Below are 19,530 nucleotides of genomic sequence, written 5' to 3' on the forward strand. Positions count from 1 at the left end.
TCTACAATTACGCTTTCTCAAATGTAGCTCTGCAACCGCTTTTGACTGCTCTGTTAGTTGATCAATCTATTTAAATTCTTCGTTTGTCTAAGTCCATGCTCCCTTGCTTGCGGTATTGTCCTAATAATTACGGGTTATATGGTAACTCGTCCGTCTAACCCTCTATGTAATCAAGAAATAATTCTAAATTGATAAGCTACCTGTCTTGGTCTTAACTTTAAAGTATGGGTTTTTTATACGAATAAAGACTTTTATAAGAATAGGGTAAGTTTATGGACGAGCAGCCTGCTCACAGTGATCTAGGCGCCATAGTTGGCGTTGTCGTTGAAGCTACTAACGATGTGCAAAATATGCCTCTTGCCCATCCTCTGGTCGAGGGTAGTCATATTACGCTGGGCGATACCATTGTAGTGGGAGAGGAGGCATCAACTAATCTACAGTTGTTTAAAATAGGCACTTTAATTTTAGGGCCGGGGCTGAGTCTGCGAATCGATAAAGAACTATTACTTCGCTTGCAAGAAACCCCTTCAAAAGTTCTGGCGCCTGGGTTGGAGTTTATTCACTCTGAACAAGAATCAAATACATCGCCTCTAGGCTTACGATTTGAGCGAAACGATAGCTTCGACTCTATTCTGAATTCCCTTGTCTTCAAGGGCATTGATACTGAGGGCCTTGGCGGACAAGGCGGCAATGGTCTGCAGGGTACTGACGATAGTACACCTTTCTACTTTTACATTGAGCGACTTGACGGGCCTATTGAGCGTTCGGGAGTAGATGACCCAGATTCAGTTAATCGCCCCCCTTTAAACAATGGCGAGGAACATGCTGGTCTAAGTATTATAACGGCGGCAGCTGAGGAAAATACGGCCACAGAAACTACGCCACCCGTTTCTGTCTATGAGGATATTCAGATACAAGGCGTCGATGTATCTAATATAGATTCTATCAATAGTGCATTAAATACTATTGAGGTTGAAGGCGCGTCCGTGGATAGCGTGCCTGAAGTGCAGGCTTTAGTTGATAGCTTCAATGTCGTGCTAAATTCCGCTGATGGTTCTGACGACGATGACCCTAACCCTTCTCAGGACGATTACGCTCGTATTGGTGTGACTGGCGTTGACAGCGATGTAGAAGAAAGTTTGCTGGGTGATGTGATTGATATCTTGCAGCGCGATGACGTCAACTTGGTTGAGAAATTACAAGGTTTGGCTGATGCCGTACAGGCAATTATGGATGCAGCTGCTGGTACTCCTGGTTTACCTAGCCAAGAACAGCTAGAGCGTTTAGGAATTGATGGCGTCGATGGCAGCAATTTACCCGCCGTACAAAAAGCGATAGAAGGTAGCGCCGATGATGGTTCCGAGGTCAGTCGACTTGATGATTTACAAGATCTTGTAAATGCTGCTATTGCTGAAGCTGCTGAAGCTGCTGAAGCTGCTGAAGCCACTGAAACCGAAGAAGCTTTGTCAATAATTATGTCTGCTGCCGAAAACGACAGTGCGACAGATCAAACCCCTACATTATCGACTTATGAAAGTTTGGGAATCAGCGGTTTAAATAGCGGAAATTTAGCGAGTCTGAATTCGGTATTAAATACTCTTGCAGTAAATGCTCAGGCTGTTAATACCAAAGCAAAAATACAAGACCTGCTTGATAGCTATGCGGTAATCCTCAATGCGGCAGATGGTGTCGATGATGATGATCAAAAAGCCAGTTTGAATGACTATTCTCGCATCGGAATAAATGGTGTCGATACCGCCGTAGAGCAAAGCCTTTTAGGGGATGTTATCGATATCAAGACGAAAAATGACGTCGATACTACCAATAAACTGCAGGCACTAGCTGATACTGTTCAAGCGATTATGGATGCGGCGGCCGGAGCGGAGTCTGTTCCCAGTAAAAATCAGATTGCGAGTCTGGGTATTGAAGGGGTTAGCGATGAGAATTTAAACGTTGTCCAAGAGGCAATTCAAAATAGTGCGGATGATGGCAGCGATGTTGCCAGTCTAGATGATTTGAAAGCACTGATAGCAGCCGCGATTGCATCCTTTGTGGAGCCGGTAGATCCTATTATTCTCGATCCGCTAGATATCATCAGCGCAGCCGCTCAAAATAATACGGCAACGAATTTTAATCCAAGTTTGCAAGATTACAACGATGTTGGCGTGACAGGCGTGAGTAACACGAATCTCGCGGCAATTAATTCGGTGTTAAATACCAATCTCGTCGATGGTGCGGCAGTTGATAGCAGCGCTAAAATCCAAGCAATAGTCGATAGTTATCAGGCCATTTTAGATGCGGCCGATGGTGTAGATGACGACGATCCCAAGCCGAGCATTGCCGATTACAATAAGCTAGGTCTCGTTAATATTGACAGTGTCCCCGAGCTTGATTTGCTGGGTGATGTGATTGATATTAAAAACAGCTCCGATGTTGACAGTGCGTCAGAGCTACAAGTTTTGGTTGACGCAGTACAAGCGGTTATGGATGGTGCTGCGGGCGCGCCAGGTACGCCGAGTCGAGCGGAACTCGAAAGCTTAACCATTAGCGGTGTGACTGATAACAACATCGTAGCTGTCCAGAACGCTATTGCTGCCACCGCCGATGACGGCACGGATGTGAACAGTTTACCGGCCCTGCAAAGTCTCGTGGATAATGCCGCCGCTGCAGTTGTGACAGCACTTAATATCATTGTAACAGCGGCTGAAAACGACACGGCTAATGCATCTAGCCCCGGATTAAATGATTATCTAAGCATCGGCGTTACGGGAGTCAATGCTAGTAATCTTGCGGCCATTAACAGTGTTTTAAATACGGCCGCTGTTAATGGCGCAGCCGTCGATACCACTTTGGAAGTTCAAGCGTTAGTTGATAGTTATGCGCTAGTACTTGCGGCTGCCGATGGTACTGATAACGATGCCCCTAAGCCCAGTCAGGCCGATTATGCACGCCTTGGCATAACAGGCGTTGATAGTGATTCTGAACAAAGCTTGCTAGGCGATGTAGTTGATATTAAATCAAACGTTGAGGTAGATAGCGCGGCTGAATTGCAAGCCTTGGCTGATGCCGTGCAGGCCGTAATGGATAGTGCTGCAGGAAACCTAGGTACACCAAGTCGAGCCGAACTCGAGAGTTTGAGCATTACGGGTGTAACTGACGCTAATTTGAACGCTGTGCAAAACGCCATTCAAAATACGCTAGATGATGGCTCCCAAGTCAACACGATACCGGCCTTGCAAATTTTAATCACTAATACGATTAATAATGTAGGTAATGCTTTGTCGGTGATTACCACCGCGGCAGAAACGAATACAGCCAGTGATTCGAGTCCATCCTTGCAGAATTACACTGACGTGGGTGTTACAGGCGTTAATAGTAGTAATTTGGCGGCCATTAATTCGGCACTCAACACTGCCGCTGTCAATGGCGCAGCGGTTGATACAGCCGCTGAAATTCAAACACTGGTCGACAGCTATCAAGCTATTCTCGATGCAGCCGACGGCACCGCCGATAATGCAATTGACCCAATCGCTTCCGACTACAGCAATATCGGCATCACTGGTGTAGATACCGCTGTTGAACTCAATTTATTGGGTGATGTGGTTGATGCCAGTGATACTGTTGATGTCGACACAGCCACAGAAGTGCAGACTCTAGCCGATGCTGTGCAGGAAGTTATGAATGCGGCAAGCGGCAGTGCAGGAACCCCGACAAAAGCGCAGCTCGATAGCTTAGGCATCACCGGTGTTACTGACGAGAATTTAGTCGCCGTGCAAGATGCCATTCAAGGCACTATCGATGATGGTACCGCGGTTGATACCTTAGTTGAGTTACAATCACTAGTTACCGCTGCAACAGCAGCAGTAAGCAATGCCATTACTATCATTAGAGATGCGGCTGAAAATAATAATGCGACAGCTATCTCGCCGACTGCGCAAAACTATATAGATGCAACGGTCACCGGTGTTACCGGTGCAAACTTGGCGGCCGTTAACTCTATACTCAATACTGCGGCCATTAATGGCGCCGCGGTTGATACCGCCGCAGAAATCCAAGCCTTGGTAGACAGTTATCAAACCATTTTAAATGCTGCTGATGGTATAGATGATGATGATCCAAAGCCGGGCCTGGCTGACTATAATAATCTTGGCCTCACCAATATTGACAGTGTCCCCGAGCTTGATTTACTTGGTGATGTTATCGACATTAAAAATACTACTGATGTTGATAGTGCATCCGAGTTACATGTCTTAGTTGATGCTGTACAAGCGGTTATGGATGGTGCTGCGGGCACACCAGGTACACCGAGTCGAGCGGAACTCGAAAGCTTAACCATTAGCGGTGTGACTGATGACAACATCGTAGCTGTCCAAAACGCTATTGCTGCCACCGCTGATGACGGTACGGATGTGAACAGTTTACCGGCCCTGCAAAGTCTCGTGGATAATGCCGCCGCCGCAGTTGTGACAGCACTTAATATCATTGTAACAGCGGCTGAAAATGACACAGCTAATGCATCTAGCCCCGGATTAAATGATTATCTAAGCATCGGCGTTACGGGAGTTAATGCTAGTAATCTTGCGGCCATTAACAGCGTTTTAAATACGGCCGCTGTTAATGGTGCGGCCGTCGACACTACTTTGGAAGTTCAAGCGTTAGTTGATAGTTATGCGCTAGTACTTGCGGCTGCCGATGGTACTGATAACGATGCCCCTAAGCCTAGTCAAGCCGATTATTCACGTCTTGGTATAACAGGTGTCGATAGCGCTTCCGAACAAAGCTTGCTCGGCGATGTAGTTGATATTAAATCAAACGCTGAGGTAGATAGCGCGGCTGAATTGCAAGCCTTGGCTGATGCCGTGCGGGCTGTAATGGATAGTGCTGCAGGAAACCTAGGTACACCAAGTCGAGCCGAACTTGAGAGTTTGAGCATTACGGGTGTAACTGACGCTAATTTGAACGCTGTGCAAAACGCCATTCAAAATACGCTAGATGATGGCTCCCAAGTCAACACGATACCGGCCTTGCAAATTTTAATCACAAACACTATCAACAATGTTGGTGGTGCTTTGTCGGTGATTACCACCGCGGCGGAAACGAATACAGCCAGTGATTCGAGTCCATCCTTGCAGAATTACACTGACGTGGGTGTTACAGGCGTTAATAGTAGTAATTTGGCGGCCATTAATTCGGCACTCAACACTGCCGCTGTCAATGGCGCAGCGGTTGATACAGCCGCTGAAATTCAAGCGCTGGTTGATAGCTATCAAACTATTCTCGATGCAGCTGATGGCACCGCCGATAATGCGGCTGATCCGGTTTCTGCCGATTACAGCAATATCGGAATTACCGGTGTGGATACAGCCGTTGAACTCAATTTATTGGGTGATGTGGTTGATGCCAGTGACGCTGTTGATGTCGACACGGCTGTTGAGGTTCAAGCTTTAGCCAATGCAGTTCAAGAGGTGATGAATGCGGCAAGTGGCAGTGCAGGAACTCCGACAAAAGCGCAACTCGATAGCTTAGGCATCACCGGCGTTACTGATGAAAATTTATCCACCGTACAAAATGCGATTCAAGCCACCCTTGATGACGGTACAGCGGTTGATACCTTAGTTGAGTTGCAGGCCTTGGTGAGCGGTGTGGCTTCGACCATAAGCGCAGCCATTAGCATTATTAGTGATGCCGCTGAAAATGATAATGCAACGGCCACTTCCCCAAGTGTACAAAATTATATCGATGCAACCGTCACGGGTGTAAACGGTGCAAATTTAGCGGCCATTAATACAGCACTCAACACGGCTGCAGTCAATGGTGTAGCCGTTGATACTGCTGCTGAAATCCAGGCTGTTGTCGACAGTTACCAAACTATTCTCGATGCAGCTGATGGCACCGCCGATAATGCGGCTGACCCTGTCACTTCTGATTACAGCAATATCGGAATCACCGGTGTGGATACAGCCGTTGAACTTAATTTATTGGGTGATGTGATCGATGCCAGTAATACTGTTGATGTCGACAGCGCCGTTGAAGTTCAAGCCTTGGCTGATGCGGTTCAAGAGGTGATGAATGCGGCAAGCGGCAGTGCAGGAACTCCGACAAAAGCACAACTCGATAGCTTAGGCATTACCGGCGTTACTGATGAGAATCTAGCGGCGGTGCAAAATGCGATTCAAGCCACCCTTGATGACGGTACGGCAGTTGATACCTTAGTTGAGTTGCAGGCCTTGGTGAGCGGTGTTGCTTCGACAGTAAGTGGCGCGATTACGATCATTAGTAATGCCGCTGAGAATGATAATGCAACGGCCACCTCCCCAAGTGTACAAAATTATATAGATGCAACGGTCACGGGTGTTACCGGTGCAAATCTTGCGGCCATTAATACCGCTTTAAATACAGTGGCCATCAACGGGGTGGCCGTTGATACTGCTGCTGAAATTCAAGCGCTGGTTGATAGCTATCAAACTATTCTCGATGCAGCTGATGGCACCGCCGATAATGCGGCTGATCCGGTTTCTGCCGATTACAGCAATATCGGAATTACCGGTGTGGATACAGCCGTTGAACTCAATTTATTGGGTGATGTGGTTGATGCCAGTGACGCTGTTGATGTCGACACGGCTGTTGAGGTTCAAGCTTTAGCCAATGCAGTTCAAGAGGTGATGAATGCGGCAAGTGGCAGTGCAGGAACTCCGACAAAAGCGCAACTCGATAGCTTAGGCATCACCGGCGTTACCACTGATAATTTAGCTACGATACAAAATGCGATTCAAGCTACCATCGATGATGGGACAGCGGTCGATACATTAGTTGAACTACAAGCTTTAGTGACAGGTGTGGTTTCCGCAGCAAGCGCGGCTATTACTATCATCCGCGACGCTGCTGAAAATAATAATGCTACAGCTATCTCGCCCACCGCGCAGAACTATTTAGATGCAACGGTCACCGGTGTTACCGGCGCAAATCTAGCGGCCATTAATTCCGCACTCAACACGGCTGCAGTCAATGGTGTGGCCGTTGATACAGCTGCCGAAATCCAGGCTGTTGTCGACAGTTACCAAACTATTCTCGATGCAGCCGATGGCACCGCTGACAATGCGGCTGATCCGGTTTCTGCCGATTACAGCAACATCGGAATTACCGGTGTGGACACAACCGTTGAACTCAACTTATTGGGCGATGTTGTCGATGCCAGTGACACTGTTGATGTAGATAGCGCCGTTGAAGTTCAGGCCTTGGCGAATGCGGTTCAAGAGGTGATGAATGCGGCAAACGGCGGTGCAGGAACCCCGACAAAAGCACAACTCGATAGCTTAGGGGTTACCGGCGTTACTGATGAGAATCTAGCTGCGGTGCAAAATGCGATTCAAGCCACCCTTGATGACGGTACGGGGGTCGATACGTTAGTTGAGTTGCAAGCTTTGGTGAGCGGTGTGGCTTTGACCGTAAGTGGTGCGATTAGCATTATTAGCGATGCCGCTGAGAATGATAATGCAACGGCCACTTCCCCAAGTGTGCAAAATTATTTGGATGCAACAGTCACGGGTGTTACCGGTGCAAATTTAGCGGCAATTAATACCGCTTTAAATACAGTGGCCATCAATGGGATGGCCGTTGATACTGCTGCTGAAATTCAAACGTTGGTTGATAGTTATCAAACTATTCTCGATGCAGCCGATGGCACGGCTGATAATGCGGCTGATCCGGTTTCTGCCGATTATAGCAATATCGGAATCACCGGTGTGGATACAGCTGTCGAACTCAATTTATTGGGCGATGTTGTCGATGCCAGTGACACTGTTGATGTAGACAGCGCCATTGAAGTTCAAGCCTTGGCTGATGCAGTTCAAGAGGTGATGAATGCGGCAAGCGGCAGTGCAGGAACCCCGACAAAAGCACAACTCGATAGCTTAGGCATCACCGGCGTTACTGATGAGAATCTAGCTGCGGTGCAAAATGCGATTCAAGCCACCCTTGATGATGGGACGGCGGTTGATACCTTAGTTGAACTACAAGCTTTAGTGACAGGTGTGGTTTCCGCAGCAAGCGCGGCTATTACTATCATCCGCGACGCTGCTGAAAATAATAATGCTACAGCTATCTCGCCCACCGCGCAGAACTATTTAGATGCAACGGTCACCGGTGTTACCGGCGCAAATCTAGCGGCCATTAATTCCGCACTCAACACGGCTGCAGTCAATGGTGTGGCCGTTGATACAGCTGCCGAAATCCAGGCTGTTGTCGACAGTTACCAAACTATTCTCGATGCAGCCGATGGCACCGCTGACAATGCGGCTGATCCGGTTTCTGCCGATTACAGCAATATCGGTGTTGCTGGTGTGGATACAGCCGTCGAATTAAATCTATTGGGCGATGTGACCGATGCCAGTGATACTTTTGATGTCGACACAGCCGTTGAAGTTCAAGCCTTGGCCAATGCCGTACAGGAAGTTATGAATGCGGCAAGTGGCAGCGCAGGAACCCCGACAAAAGCACAACTCGATAGCTTAGGCATCACCGGCGTTACTGATGAGAATCTAGCTGCGGTGCAAAATGCGATTCAAGCCACCCTTGATGACGGTACGGCGGTTGATACCTTAGTTGAGTTGCAGGCCTTGGTGAGCGGTGTGGCTTCGACCGTAAGTAGTGCGATTACGATTATCAGCGATGCCGCTGAGAATGATAATGCAACGGCCACCTCCCCAAGTGTGCAAAATTATTTGGATGCAACGGTCACGGGTGTTACCGGTGCAAATCTAGCGGCAATTAATACCGCTTTAAATACAGTGGCCATCAATGGTTTGGCCGTTGATACAGCTGCTGAAATTCAAGCGCTGGTTGATAGCTATCAAACTATTCTCGATGCAGCCGACGGCACCGCCGACAATGCGGCTGATCCGGTTTCTGCCGATTATAGCAATATCGGAATCACCGGTGTGGATACAGCTGTTGAACTCAATTTATTGGGCGATGTGATCGATGCCAGTGATACTGTTGATGTCGACACAGCCGTTGAGGTTCAAGCCATGGCGAATGCGGTTCAAGAGGTGATGAATGCGGCAAGTGGCAGTGCAGGAACCCCGACAAAAGCACAACTCGACAGTTTAGGGATTACCGGCGTTACTGATGAGAACTTATCTACCGTCCAAAATGCGATTCAAGCCACTCTTGATGACGGTACGGCGGTCGATACCTTAGTTGAGCTACAAGCTTTAGTCACTGGTGTGGCTTCGACCATAAGCGCAGCAATTAGCATTATTAGTGATGCCGCTGAAAATGATAATGCAACGGCCACTTCCCCAAGTGTACAAAATTATATAGATGCAACGGTCACGGGGGTAAACGGCGCAAACCTAGCGGCCATTAATACCGTACTCAATACGGTTGCAGTCAATGGACTAGCAGTTGATACAGCTGCTGAAATCCAGGCTGTTGTCGACAGTTACCAAACTATTCTCGATGCAGCCGATGGCACCGCCGATAATGCGGCTGATCCGGTTTCTGCTGATTACAGTAATATTGGAGTTACCGGTGTGGATACGGCCGTTGAACTCAATCTATTGGGCGATGTGATCGATGCCAGTGATACTGTTGATGTCGACACAGCCGTTGAGGTGCAAGCTCTAGCCGATGTTGTGCAGGAGGTTATGAATGCGGCAAGCGGCAGTGCAGGAACTCCGACAAAAGCGCAACTCGATAGCTTAGGCATCACCGGCGTTACTGATGAGAATTTATCTACCATACAAAATGCGATTCAAGCTACCGTCGATGATGGGACAGCGGTCGATACTTTAGTCGAGCTGCAAGCCTTGGTGACTGGTGTGGTTTCGACCATAAACACAGCGATTAGCATCATTAGCAATGCCGCTGAGAATGATAATGCAACGGCCACCTCCCCAAGTGTACAAAATTATATAGATGCAACGGTCACGGGTGTTACCGGTGCAAATCTAGCGGCGATTAATACCGCACTGAATACGGCTACCGTTAATGGTGCAACAGTTGATACAGCTGCTGAAATTCAAGCGCTAGTCGACAGTTACCAAACTATTCTTAGTGCAGCTGATGGCACCGCCGATAATGCAGCCGATCCAGCCGCCGCCGATTACAGCAATATTGGAATCACCAGTGTGGATACAGCCGTTGAGTTAAATTTATTGGGCGATGTCGTCGACGCCAGTGACGCCGTTGATGTGGATACAGCTATTGAAGTTCAAGCCTTAGCCGATGCGGTTCAAGAGGTGATGAATGCCGCTGGCGGTGCAGGGGCAACACCCACAAAAGCACAACTCGATAGTTTAGGCATTACTGGCGTTACTGATGAGAACTTATTTGCGGTGCAAAATGCGATTCAAGCCACTCTTGATGACGGTACAGCGGTTGATACATTAGTCGAACTACAAGCTTTAGTCACTGGTGTGGCTTCGGCAATAAGCGGAGCGATTAGCATCATTAGTAATGCCGCTGAAAATAATAATGCGACCGCTATATCTCCGGGTGTGCAAAACTATCTAGACGCAACAGTCACCGGTGTAAACGGAACAAATCTAGGGGCGATTAATACCGCACTCAATACGGCTACCGTTAATGGTGCAGCAGTTGATACAGCTGCAGAAATTCAAGCGCTGGTTAATAGCTATCAAACCATTCTCGATGCAGCCGATGGCACCGCCGATAATGCCGCTGACCCTGTCGCTTCCGATTACAGCAATATTGGAATCACCGGTGTGGATACAGCCGTTGAGTTAAATTTATTGGGCGATGTTGTCGATGCCAGTGATACTGTTGATGTAGATACAGCTATTGAAGTTCAAGCCTTAGCGGATGCGGTTCAAGAGGTGATGAATGCGGCAAACGGCAGTACAGGAACCCCCACAAAAGCACAACTCGATAGCCTGGGGATAACCGGCGTTACTACTGATAATTTAGCTGCGATTCAAAGTGCCATTCAAGCCTCCATCGATGATGGTACGGCGGTCGATACCCTAGTTGAGCTGCAAGCCTTAGTTACGGGTGTGGCCTCGACAATCAGCGCAGCTATTACAATTATTAGCGACGCTGCTGAAAACAATAACGCGACGGCCACCTCACCGACTGTGCAGAATTATTTAGATGTTGGCGCCAGTAATGCCAACGCTACAAATTTATCAGCGATAAACTCCGCGCTTAACAGCTCAGCAGTTAATGGTGCCGCTGTCGATACGGCTGTTGAAATTCAAGCCTTGGTGAACAGCTATGCCACTATTTTAAATGCGGCTGATGGCAATGATGACGACGATACGAATCCATCGCAGGCTGACTACAGTCGTATTGGTGTAACAGGGGTTGATACAGCCCAAGAAGAAAGTTTATTAGGCGATGTGGTCGATATAAAAGCAAACGCCGATGTTGATACTGTTGCAGAAGTGCAAGCCTTAGCCGATGCGGTGCAAGCGGTAATGGATGCGGCATCTGGGACCTTGGGCGTGCCATCAAAAGCAGATCTTGAATTGCTGGGCATAACTGGTGTTACTGATCCTAATATGCCTGCGATTCAGACCTTGCTGCGTAGTACCTTGGATGATGGCAGTGAACTGGATACCTTGTTGAAACTTCAAACTAAAATAGACTCGTTGGGGCAAGCTCCGGAGACAACGGGAGAAGTACTTAGGTTTACCGAATCGACCGGTCTAGGTGTCGTTCAAGCGATTGAGTTCGAGGCACGGGATGCTTTGCCGGGCAACCAATTATCATCCCAAATATCGGTATTTGAAGATGGCAGCTATGCGGTGACTTACCAGGGGATAATATTACCAGCAGGCACAAATGTTGGATTTTTTCAAAAATATGATGATGTCGGAGTTAAAGTCCCTCCAGAAAAAAGCGTTATTGGTGCCCAAGCGTACACCCAAACCGCTGTGCTAAATGACGGTAATTTGGTCATCACCAGTGGTAACTTTGCTGGGAACTCAAGCTTTCGGATTTACAATTCTGATGGTGACCCTGAAGGCCTGGAAGTTGCGGTGCCTGGTGGAGCTAGTGATTTTCGCGCAGTGGATATTAAGGCGCTTTCGGATGGAGGCTTTATTATAACGACAGAGCACACCGGCACAGCGGTCAACAAGATCGCAATGGTGACTAAATATAACAAAGACGGCGTGCCTCAATCTACTATTAATATAGATCGAGTCGATACAGGGGCTGACATTTTATTAAGGTCGCCTTCAGTGGTAGAACTGGAAAATGGAGATATCAGGATAACCTGGGCTGAGCAAGATACTGGCATAGATCGATCTAAAATCTATACCAATACAATAGACAGCAATGGCAACCTAGGTACGCCTGAGTTGTTATACAGTGGTGTGTATGAGTTTCCAAAGCCTGCCATAACGTTACTCGATGACGGCGGCTATATAATGACTTGGAGAGATGCTTGGGTTGTCAGTCCACCTGCCTTTCATATTTATGCACAAGTGTTTAATGCCGATGGCAGTGCCCGCAGTAGCGCTATCCAAGTATCGAATGTCGGTTGGGTTGAAACCACCATTCTTGCTCAGGACTTTTCAACTGTAGTATTGGAAAACGGGAATATTGCGATCACATGGGAGCAAGTGTTAGATAATGGAAGCTCAACTGTCATAGGGGATGTTAATGTAATGGTTCGCATCCTGGCGCCGGATGGGACACCGCTTGGTGATCCGTTTTCTGTCCATGACAATTCAGCAGGAGAGCGCGCAGCCCCTAATATTGAAGCCATGCCTGACGGCAGTTTTATGGTTACTTGGGTAAGTTATACTTCGAGTAAAGATTCAGGCGAGATAATACTTAGACGCTTCGAAGCCGATGGTAGCCCATATACTGGTCTGAAGCACCGTATTGATGAAGATACTACGGTCACAGCGGATGTGTTAGCGAATGACTCTGATCCGCAGGGTGATACCTTATCCATCACAAAAATCAACGGCCAGGCAGCGGCTTCGGGCGAGATTATTACCATCTTAGATACCGATGGGCTTACTGTCATTGGTCAGGCGCAAATAGTAGCAAACAAATTAGTATTCACACCGGGAAATGAGCTTGATAAGTTAGCCGTGGGTGAATCGAAATCCATTGCTATTGAATATACGGTCTCAGACGGCACCTTTGAAACCCTTACCACGGCTACCTTAGATGTCGCCGGTGCTAATGATGCACCGGTGATAACAGTGATTAACGATACGCTTGTAAGTGGGCAGCCAAATTATGTTGTTGCGAATATTCAGGATATCGACAATGGCAGCGACCTAAACCAAAGTACATTTAGCGCATTAAATGGAACCGTTGCTATCGCGGTTAATGGCGATGTGATTTATACCCCTAACCTTGGTTTTTCAGGCGCCGATACCTTAACTATAACTGCTATTGACGAAACCGGCGCCCAAACTCAACAGAATATTCCTATTACCTTAGGCGGCGATACTGATAATGACGGTGTTGCAAATGATAGTGACCTTGATGATGACAACGATGGCATATTGGATGTAAACGAGCAGGGTTCTAACGTGGGAGACAATGTTTATAATGTGTTTTCTGCTACTGTTGATCAAAGTTATTCGATTTCGAATGAGGATTCCTCTCCAACGGGAATGATCTTTAACAATGACGGTACTAAACTCTATTTGGTTGGGCTTAACTCCGTAGCTGTTAGTGAGTATGAGGTTACGACCCCCTATGATCTGTCATCGATAACTTTAATTAACACCTTTTCTACCAGTACCCAGGAGTCACAACCACAGGGAATTGTTTTTAATAATGATGGTAGCAAAATGTTTATTGTCGGTAGTGCCGATGATGAGGTTAATGAATATGATTTGAGTGTCTCTTTTGATACAACGTCAGCGTCATTTACTGCTTTTCACTCTATATCAGGCCAAGAGTTTGCCCCCGAAGGTATCCGTTTTAGTCCCGATGGCATGAGACTATTTATCATCGGCTCTAATGGAGATGAGGTTAATCAGTTCTCCTTGGCTAGTCCATACAATGTTGGCAGTCGAAGCTTTGATACCGCGTTCTCAGTTTTAGGGGAGGAAACAGTAGCCAGTGGAATGGCTTTTAATCATGATGGGACTGTGCTGTACATTATTGGTTATCAAAATGATGAAGTGAATGTTTATCAATTAGAAACACCGTACAGCATGTCAGGAAATATTCAACACAGCGGCATATTTTCTGTCGCAGACCAAGACACCGAGCCTAAAGATATCACTTTCAACAACGACGGTACTAGGATGTTTGTGCTCGGCCGTACTGGTGGTGACATTACGGTATATGATATCCAAGAAGGCATTGTGACCAATGATATTGATGGCGACGGCATTATCAACGCACTTGATCTGGACAGCGATAACGACGGCATTGCCGATAATATTGAAGCTCAAGCCACGGCTTCGTATATTGCCCCGAGTGCTACATTTACGGATATTGATAATGATGGTTTGGATGATGCCTATGATGCAGATACCGCTTCTACGGATGCGGTTGCTTCCCAAGGTTTAAACCCTGTCAATACAGATGGCGATGCTCGCGACGATTATCTAGATACCAACAGTGACAATGACGATAAGCTCGACAGCGTTGAATCGGGAATAGCGCCGACTAGCGATGCCACTTATGCCGATGTTAATGGCTCGCAAAATACAGGCGCCGCAGGGCTAACAGATTCTGGTGGCGATGCCGAGGTGGATTTTCGAGATGCGACGGTAACACCGCTGATTTTAGATTTGGATGGCGATGGCATAGAAACCTTATCGATTGATTATGGAGTTAAGTTCGATGGGGATGCCGATGGCGACTTAGACAGCGTTGGTTGGGTGGCTCCGGATGATGGCTTGTTGGTACGTGACATTAATAATGATGGATTAATTAACGATGCCAGCGAACTATTTGGCAGCTCTACTCGAAAAACCGATGGCACAAGAGCCAATGACGGCTTCGATGCCTTGGCGAATTTGGATTCAAATAGTGACGGCGTGATCGATGCAGAAGATGAGGCTTTTACGGAACTGCAGGTTTGGCAAGATAGTAACGCTAATGGCATTGTTGATGATCTTGAACTACGAACCCTCAACGAAGTTGGAGTAACTCAGTTGGGGCTTGACGCTGAAAAAGTCTCAATTGATAACAACGGAAATACCATTGGTTTGCGTGCAAGCTACTTAGATAGCCAAGGTACAGAAAAAGAACTGGTTGATGTCTGGTTCGAATTTAATGACAGCATTGCAGGCTTAATGGAAGAGCAGGAAGAGTTATTTCCAAATCATGCTGGGGCTTTAAAAGAGGTTGTTAGCCAAGGGGCTGTTGATCACGCTGGCGAGTTAAAAGAGTTTGAGACTCTGGGGTTCGATGATGTTTTGGATTTGGCGGGGAGTGACATCATTGCTTTGAGCCCACTGTTGGGCGCGAGTAATGAAGGTGTTACCCAACTGCCGGCTAATGTAGAAGCTGAGAATACCTCCGTGATGCTAGCCTCTGAATCTCTTTCTTTAGCTGACGGTTTAGAAGGGCCAGATGTGGAAGAATTAGCTTACCTAGTCGATGACAGTCTCGATGTGTTACAGAGCCAGCCTGACATTTTGTTTTACTAATAAGGTTTTTAAGGGTTACTTTTTACCCATCTGCTTTTATTCATAAAGTTGGGCTACCACAAGCGCTAGCTATTGCTATCACTGTTTTGATTAAGACGATTTAATTTATTATAAGTTGCTTCGAGAAAGGAAAAAGGCCGCAAATTTGGCGGCCTTTAATTATTGTTATTAAAACGATCAGGACTCCGGTTTTGCTCCGGTACTGCTACTTGTTCCGGTATTGCACTTGTGCTCGATTACAGCGTTGAGCTCATTGCAGCGGTGATTGGAGAGCGCTGCTAACGCACTGTGACAATGCACTTTCCGGCTTCAATATCGTGGGTCACCTTGGTGACATAGTAGTGAACATCTTCCATGACTAAGCTTTCTCCCCTTGATGGTACAGCAGGCATAAGAACGTCTTTTAACGCCATGCCCGAAAGTTCCACCTCAATCGTTATGGGTACCATAGTATTTCCTAAATCAAACAGTATTTCTCTGCTTACCATTCCTATTCTGGCTCGGCACAAAACCCGTGGGTGAGCAGGGCGCGCATTCTACAAGAAAGAACTGGCTAAAAACCAATCAAATTTGCTCGAATGTTGCCTTGGGTGCCATTTATGTGATTTTTGCTTTTTTATGTCGGAAAAATAGAGAATTTGAGTCAATAATTCTAATCACTTACAAATTCATCTTGCGTTTGACTCGTTTTAGCACGCTGTTAATTGGCAAAAATCTAGAACTGCAGTAGCGTTGTTTGAATTCTTTGCGTAGGCCGTAGGCTGTATTGCCCAATGTTAAATGAGTGGTTATTTATTTCTCAGTTATTGGGCTGGCCTTTGACGCTCACCTCAACTGATAATATCAGCGGCCTAATAACACTAGTTTAAGTTTAAGTTTAAATTCAAGTTTAAGTTCAAATTTTTATATCTGTTTTGTTTCTATTAGGTGATGCGTTTGTTTATATTCCACATCATCTACCCATAATAAAGTGAATGTATCCTGATGATTACTCTGACAGTAAACCAAAAAACACACACTTTTGACGCGGATGAAAATATGCCCTTATTGTGGGCATTACGCGATGTATTACAGCTTAGTGGTACTAAGTATGGCTGCGGCAAAGGTTTATGTGGTGCGTGCACCGTGCATCTAGATGGTGTGGCTATACGCTCTTGTTCGATCCCACTTTCGGCGCTCGATGGACAAGCGATTACAACCATCGAGGGTTTGTCTGTTGATGGCTCACACCCCGTGCAGCAAGCATGGCAGGACATTAATGTTCCTCAATGCGGCTATTGTCAGCCTGGTCAGATCATGAGTGCAGCGGCTTTACTGGCTCATAATGCAATGCCGAGTGATGACGATATAGATAATGCTATGAGCGGTAACATTTGCCGCTGCGGTACCTACCCGCGTATTAAGCAAGCCATTAAAAATGTAGCTAAATCTGGGCAGGAGCAGTAATCATGAGTGAACAAAAACGAAACGATGTTAGCCTGCTGAATCGACGCCAGTTTTTACATGCCAGTGGTGTGGCCGGTAGTGGTTTGTTATTGGGGGCACCTTTGCTGCAAGCAAAACCTTCAGCAGTTCCTATGGATGTGCTCAGTGGTGCTAAGAGTAGTAGTGGCGATTTTTTGCGTTTGAATTTATTCGTCGAGCTCGCTTTAGATGGTACCGTTAGAATTGTATGTCACCGCTCGGAAATGGGGCAGGGGATTCGCACCGGTTTGCCGCAAGTTTTAGCCGATGAGATGGGTGCAGATTGGAGCAAAGTTCAGGTGATTCAAGGGCAGGCGAATCGTGAGTACGGATCGCAAAATACGGATGGCTCGCGCAGTGTGCGTGATTTCTATTTGCCCATGCGAAAAATGGGCGCCGCTGCCCGCGAAATGCTGCGCCAAGCTGCAGCTAAAAAATGGGCTGTTGAAATTAGTCAAATCAAGGTTGAAGACCATCAAGTAAGTGACGGCAAAAACACCGCAACATTTGCTGAAATGGCGACATTGGCTGCCCAGCAAAAGCTGCCCAATTTAGACTCTTTGCAGCTCAAGGCAAAAAAGGATTTCAATTATATCGGCAAGCCTTTGGATGGTATTGATGTGCCGGCTTTTGTTCAGGGTAAAGCTGAATTTGGTGTCGATGTAGAGCTTGCCGATATGGTGCACGCCAGTATTGAGCGCAGCCCTGTTCTGGGTGGTAAATTATTATCGCTAGATGATAAAGAAGCGTTGGCAGTGCCAGGGGTCATTCGTGTAGAACGGATTCAGGGCCGGCCTTTGCCCGCTGCCTTTAATGCGATTGAAGGTGTAGCGGTTATTGCCAGTAATACTTGGGCGGCGCAACAAGGGCGCAAAAAACTCAAATTAAAATGGGACTTAGCTGCGAATCAATCGCACGCATCAGAGAGTTACAATAAAGCCTTGGCCGCAAGTCATGACGTAGATGAAGGAAGCTTGAAACTCTTTGAGCAGGGCGATGTGCAAAAGGCGTTTCAAGTTGCTGAGCATGTTATCGAAGCGAGCTATTTTGTGCCGTATTTGGCGCATGCCTCTATGGAGCCACCAGCGGCCACTGCAATATTTAAAGATGGTCATTGCGAGGTTTGGGCGTGTAGTCAAACGCCACAATCTGCTCAGCGCCAAGTGGCGGGCAGCCTTGGTATAAAACCGGAAAACGTGACGGTGCATGTGACGTATTTAGGTGGAGGTTTTGGTCGTAAATCGAAGCCCGATTTTGTGGCCGAGGCAGCTTTGCTGGCCAAGCAAATTGGCAAGCCAGTAAAAGTTACTTGGAGTCGTGAAGACGATATTCGCCATGATTACTTGCATGCGGTTTGTGACACCCGGCTAAAAGTGGGCTTGGATAAGTCGGGCAAAATTACCGCTTGGCAGGGCAGTGCCGCTTTGCCATCCATTGGCTCGACTTTTGGTCCGGCTGATAGCATGGCGGGCTGGGAATTGGATCAGGGCTTTACGGATTTCCCTTTTGAGGTTGCTAATGTTGAACTGCATCGTCGTAAAATAAATGCCCATATGCGCATTGGGTGGCTACGCTCTGTAATTAATATCCCGATGGCGTTTGCCAATGGCAGTTTGATGGGGGAGCTTGCGGCAGCTGCTAAGATGGATGCTAAAGCTTTCTGGTTGCAATCGATTGGTCAAGATCGCTCGATCAAGCCGCGCTTACCCAGTTACAGTAATTATGGCAAAAACATTGCCGAATACCCGAACGATACGGCTAGAGCGAAAGCCGTCATCGAAAAAGTTTGCGCAAAAGCGGGCTGGGATGATCCCCGTGAGGTAGGGGTTGGATTTGGTCTTTCCTATCATTATAGCTTTTTAGCCCACGTGGCTGTGGTTGCCAAGGTTGTTATGGATGGAAAGTCGCCGAAGATCTTGTCTCTGTATTGTGTGGCAGATGCGGGGCAGCTGGTGAATCCTGATCGGGTTAAATCGCAGTTAGAAGGTGCGATGATCTTTGGTACGAGCATTGCCATGTATAGTGAAATTACGACTAAGGATGGCATGGTTGAGCAGGGGAATTTCGATGGCTATCGATTAGCGCGAATGAATGAATGCCCTGATATCCATATTGATATCGTTGAAGCTGATGATGCTCCGCGTGGTGTTGGCGAGCCTGGGGTTCCGCCTGTGGCGCCAGCTATCATTAATGCTATAGCTGATGCTGGTGGGCCGAGAATTCGTCGTTTACCCGTGGCGAAGACTTTACCAGTCTGAGCTTATATAGAAAGTATAAGCATTGAGATTTGTGCCTTCGATCAAGGTCAGATCCCTAGGGATCTGACCCTGTTTGTTGGTTAGGTGGGGCGAGAATTCCTCGTTTACCCGTGGCGAAGACTTTACCAGTCTGAGTTTAATAGTAGGTAAGAACTTTGAGCTTGGGGCTTCGATGTGGGGTCAGATCCCGCGGGATCTGACCCCGG

General features: G+C 47.2%; 4 protein-coding genes. 3 read left to right on the plus strand and 1 reads right to left on the minus strand.

Features of this window, described 5'->3' with window-relative positions:
- Positions 1–272: 272 nt before the first annotated feature.
- Positions 273–15,602, plus strand: coding sequence for a hypothetical protein (locus Q1A41_RS03645; RefSeq protein WP_299974838.1), 15,330 nt, complete (start codon positions 273–275; stop codon positions 15,600–15,602).
- Positions 15,603–15,880: 278 nt separating this feature from the next.
- Here the strand turns inward: Q1A41_RS03645 and Q1A41_RS03650 are convergent, their stop codons facing one another.
- Complete coding sequence (locus Q1A41_RS03650; RefSeq protein ID WP_299974841.1) at positions 15,881–16,051, minus strand: hypothetical protein; 171 nt, start codon at positions 16,049–16,051, stop codon at positions 15,881–15,883.
- 535 nt (positions 16,052–16,586) lie between these two features.
- Between Q1A41_RS03650 and Q1A41_RS03655 the strand changes: the two genes are divergently transcribed.
- Both Q1A41_RS03655 and Q1A41_RS03660 read left to right on the plus strand, forming a co-directional pair.
- Positions 16,587–17,048: a (2Fe-2S)-binding protein gene (locus Q1A41_RS03655; RefSeq protein WP_299974844.1), complete on the plus strand. Its 462-nt coding sequence runs from the start codon at positions 16,587–16,589 to the stop codon at positions 17,046–17,048.
- A gap of 2 nt (positions 17,049–17,050) precedes the next feature.
- Positions 17,051–19,324: a molybdopterin cofactor-binding domain-containing protein gene (locus Q1A41_RS03660; RefSeq protein WP_299974847.1), complete on the plus strand. Its 2,274-nt coding sequence runs from the start codon at positions 17,051–17,053 to the stop codon at positions 19,322–19,324.
- The last annotated feature ends 206 nt before the right edge of the window (positions 19,325–19,530 follow it).

The organism is uncultured Pseudoteredinibacter sp., from assembly GCF_947502065.1.
In the GTDB taxonomy this organism is placed as follows: domain Bacteria; phylum Pseudomonadota; class Gammaproteobacteria; order Pseudomonadales; family Cellvibrionaceae; genus Pseudoteredinibacter.

What these genes read in the sequence shown, in the direction of transcription:
- Q1A41_RS03655 (WP_299974844.1), top strand. Translation starts at nt 16,587, where the DNA reads ATGATTACTCTGACAGTAAACCAAAAAACACACACTTTTGACGCGGAT.
- Q1A41_RS03660 (WP_299974847.1), top strand. Translation starts at nt 17,051, where the DNA reads ATGAGTGAACAAAAACGAAACGATGTTAGCCTGCTGAATCGACGCCAG.
- Q1A41_RS03650 (WP_299974841.1), bottom strand. Translation starts at nt 16,051, where the DNA reads ATGGTACCCATAACGATTGAGGTGGAACTTTCGGGCATGGCGTTAAAA.
- Q1A41_RS03645 (WP_299974838.1), top strand. Translation starts at nt 273, where the DNA reads ATGGACGAGCAGCCTGCTCACAGTGATCTAGGCGCCATAGTTGGCGTT.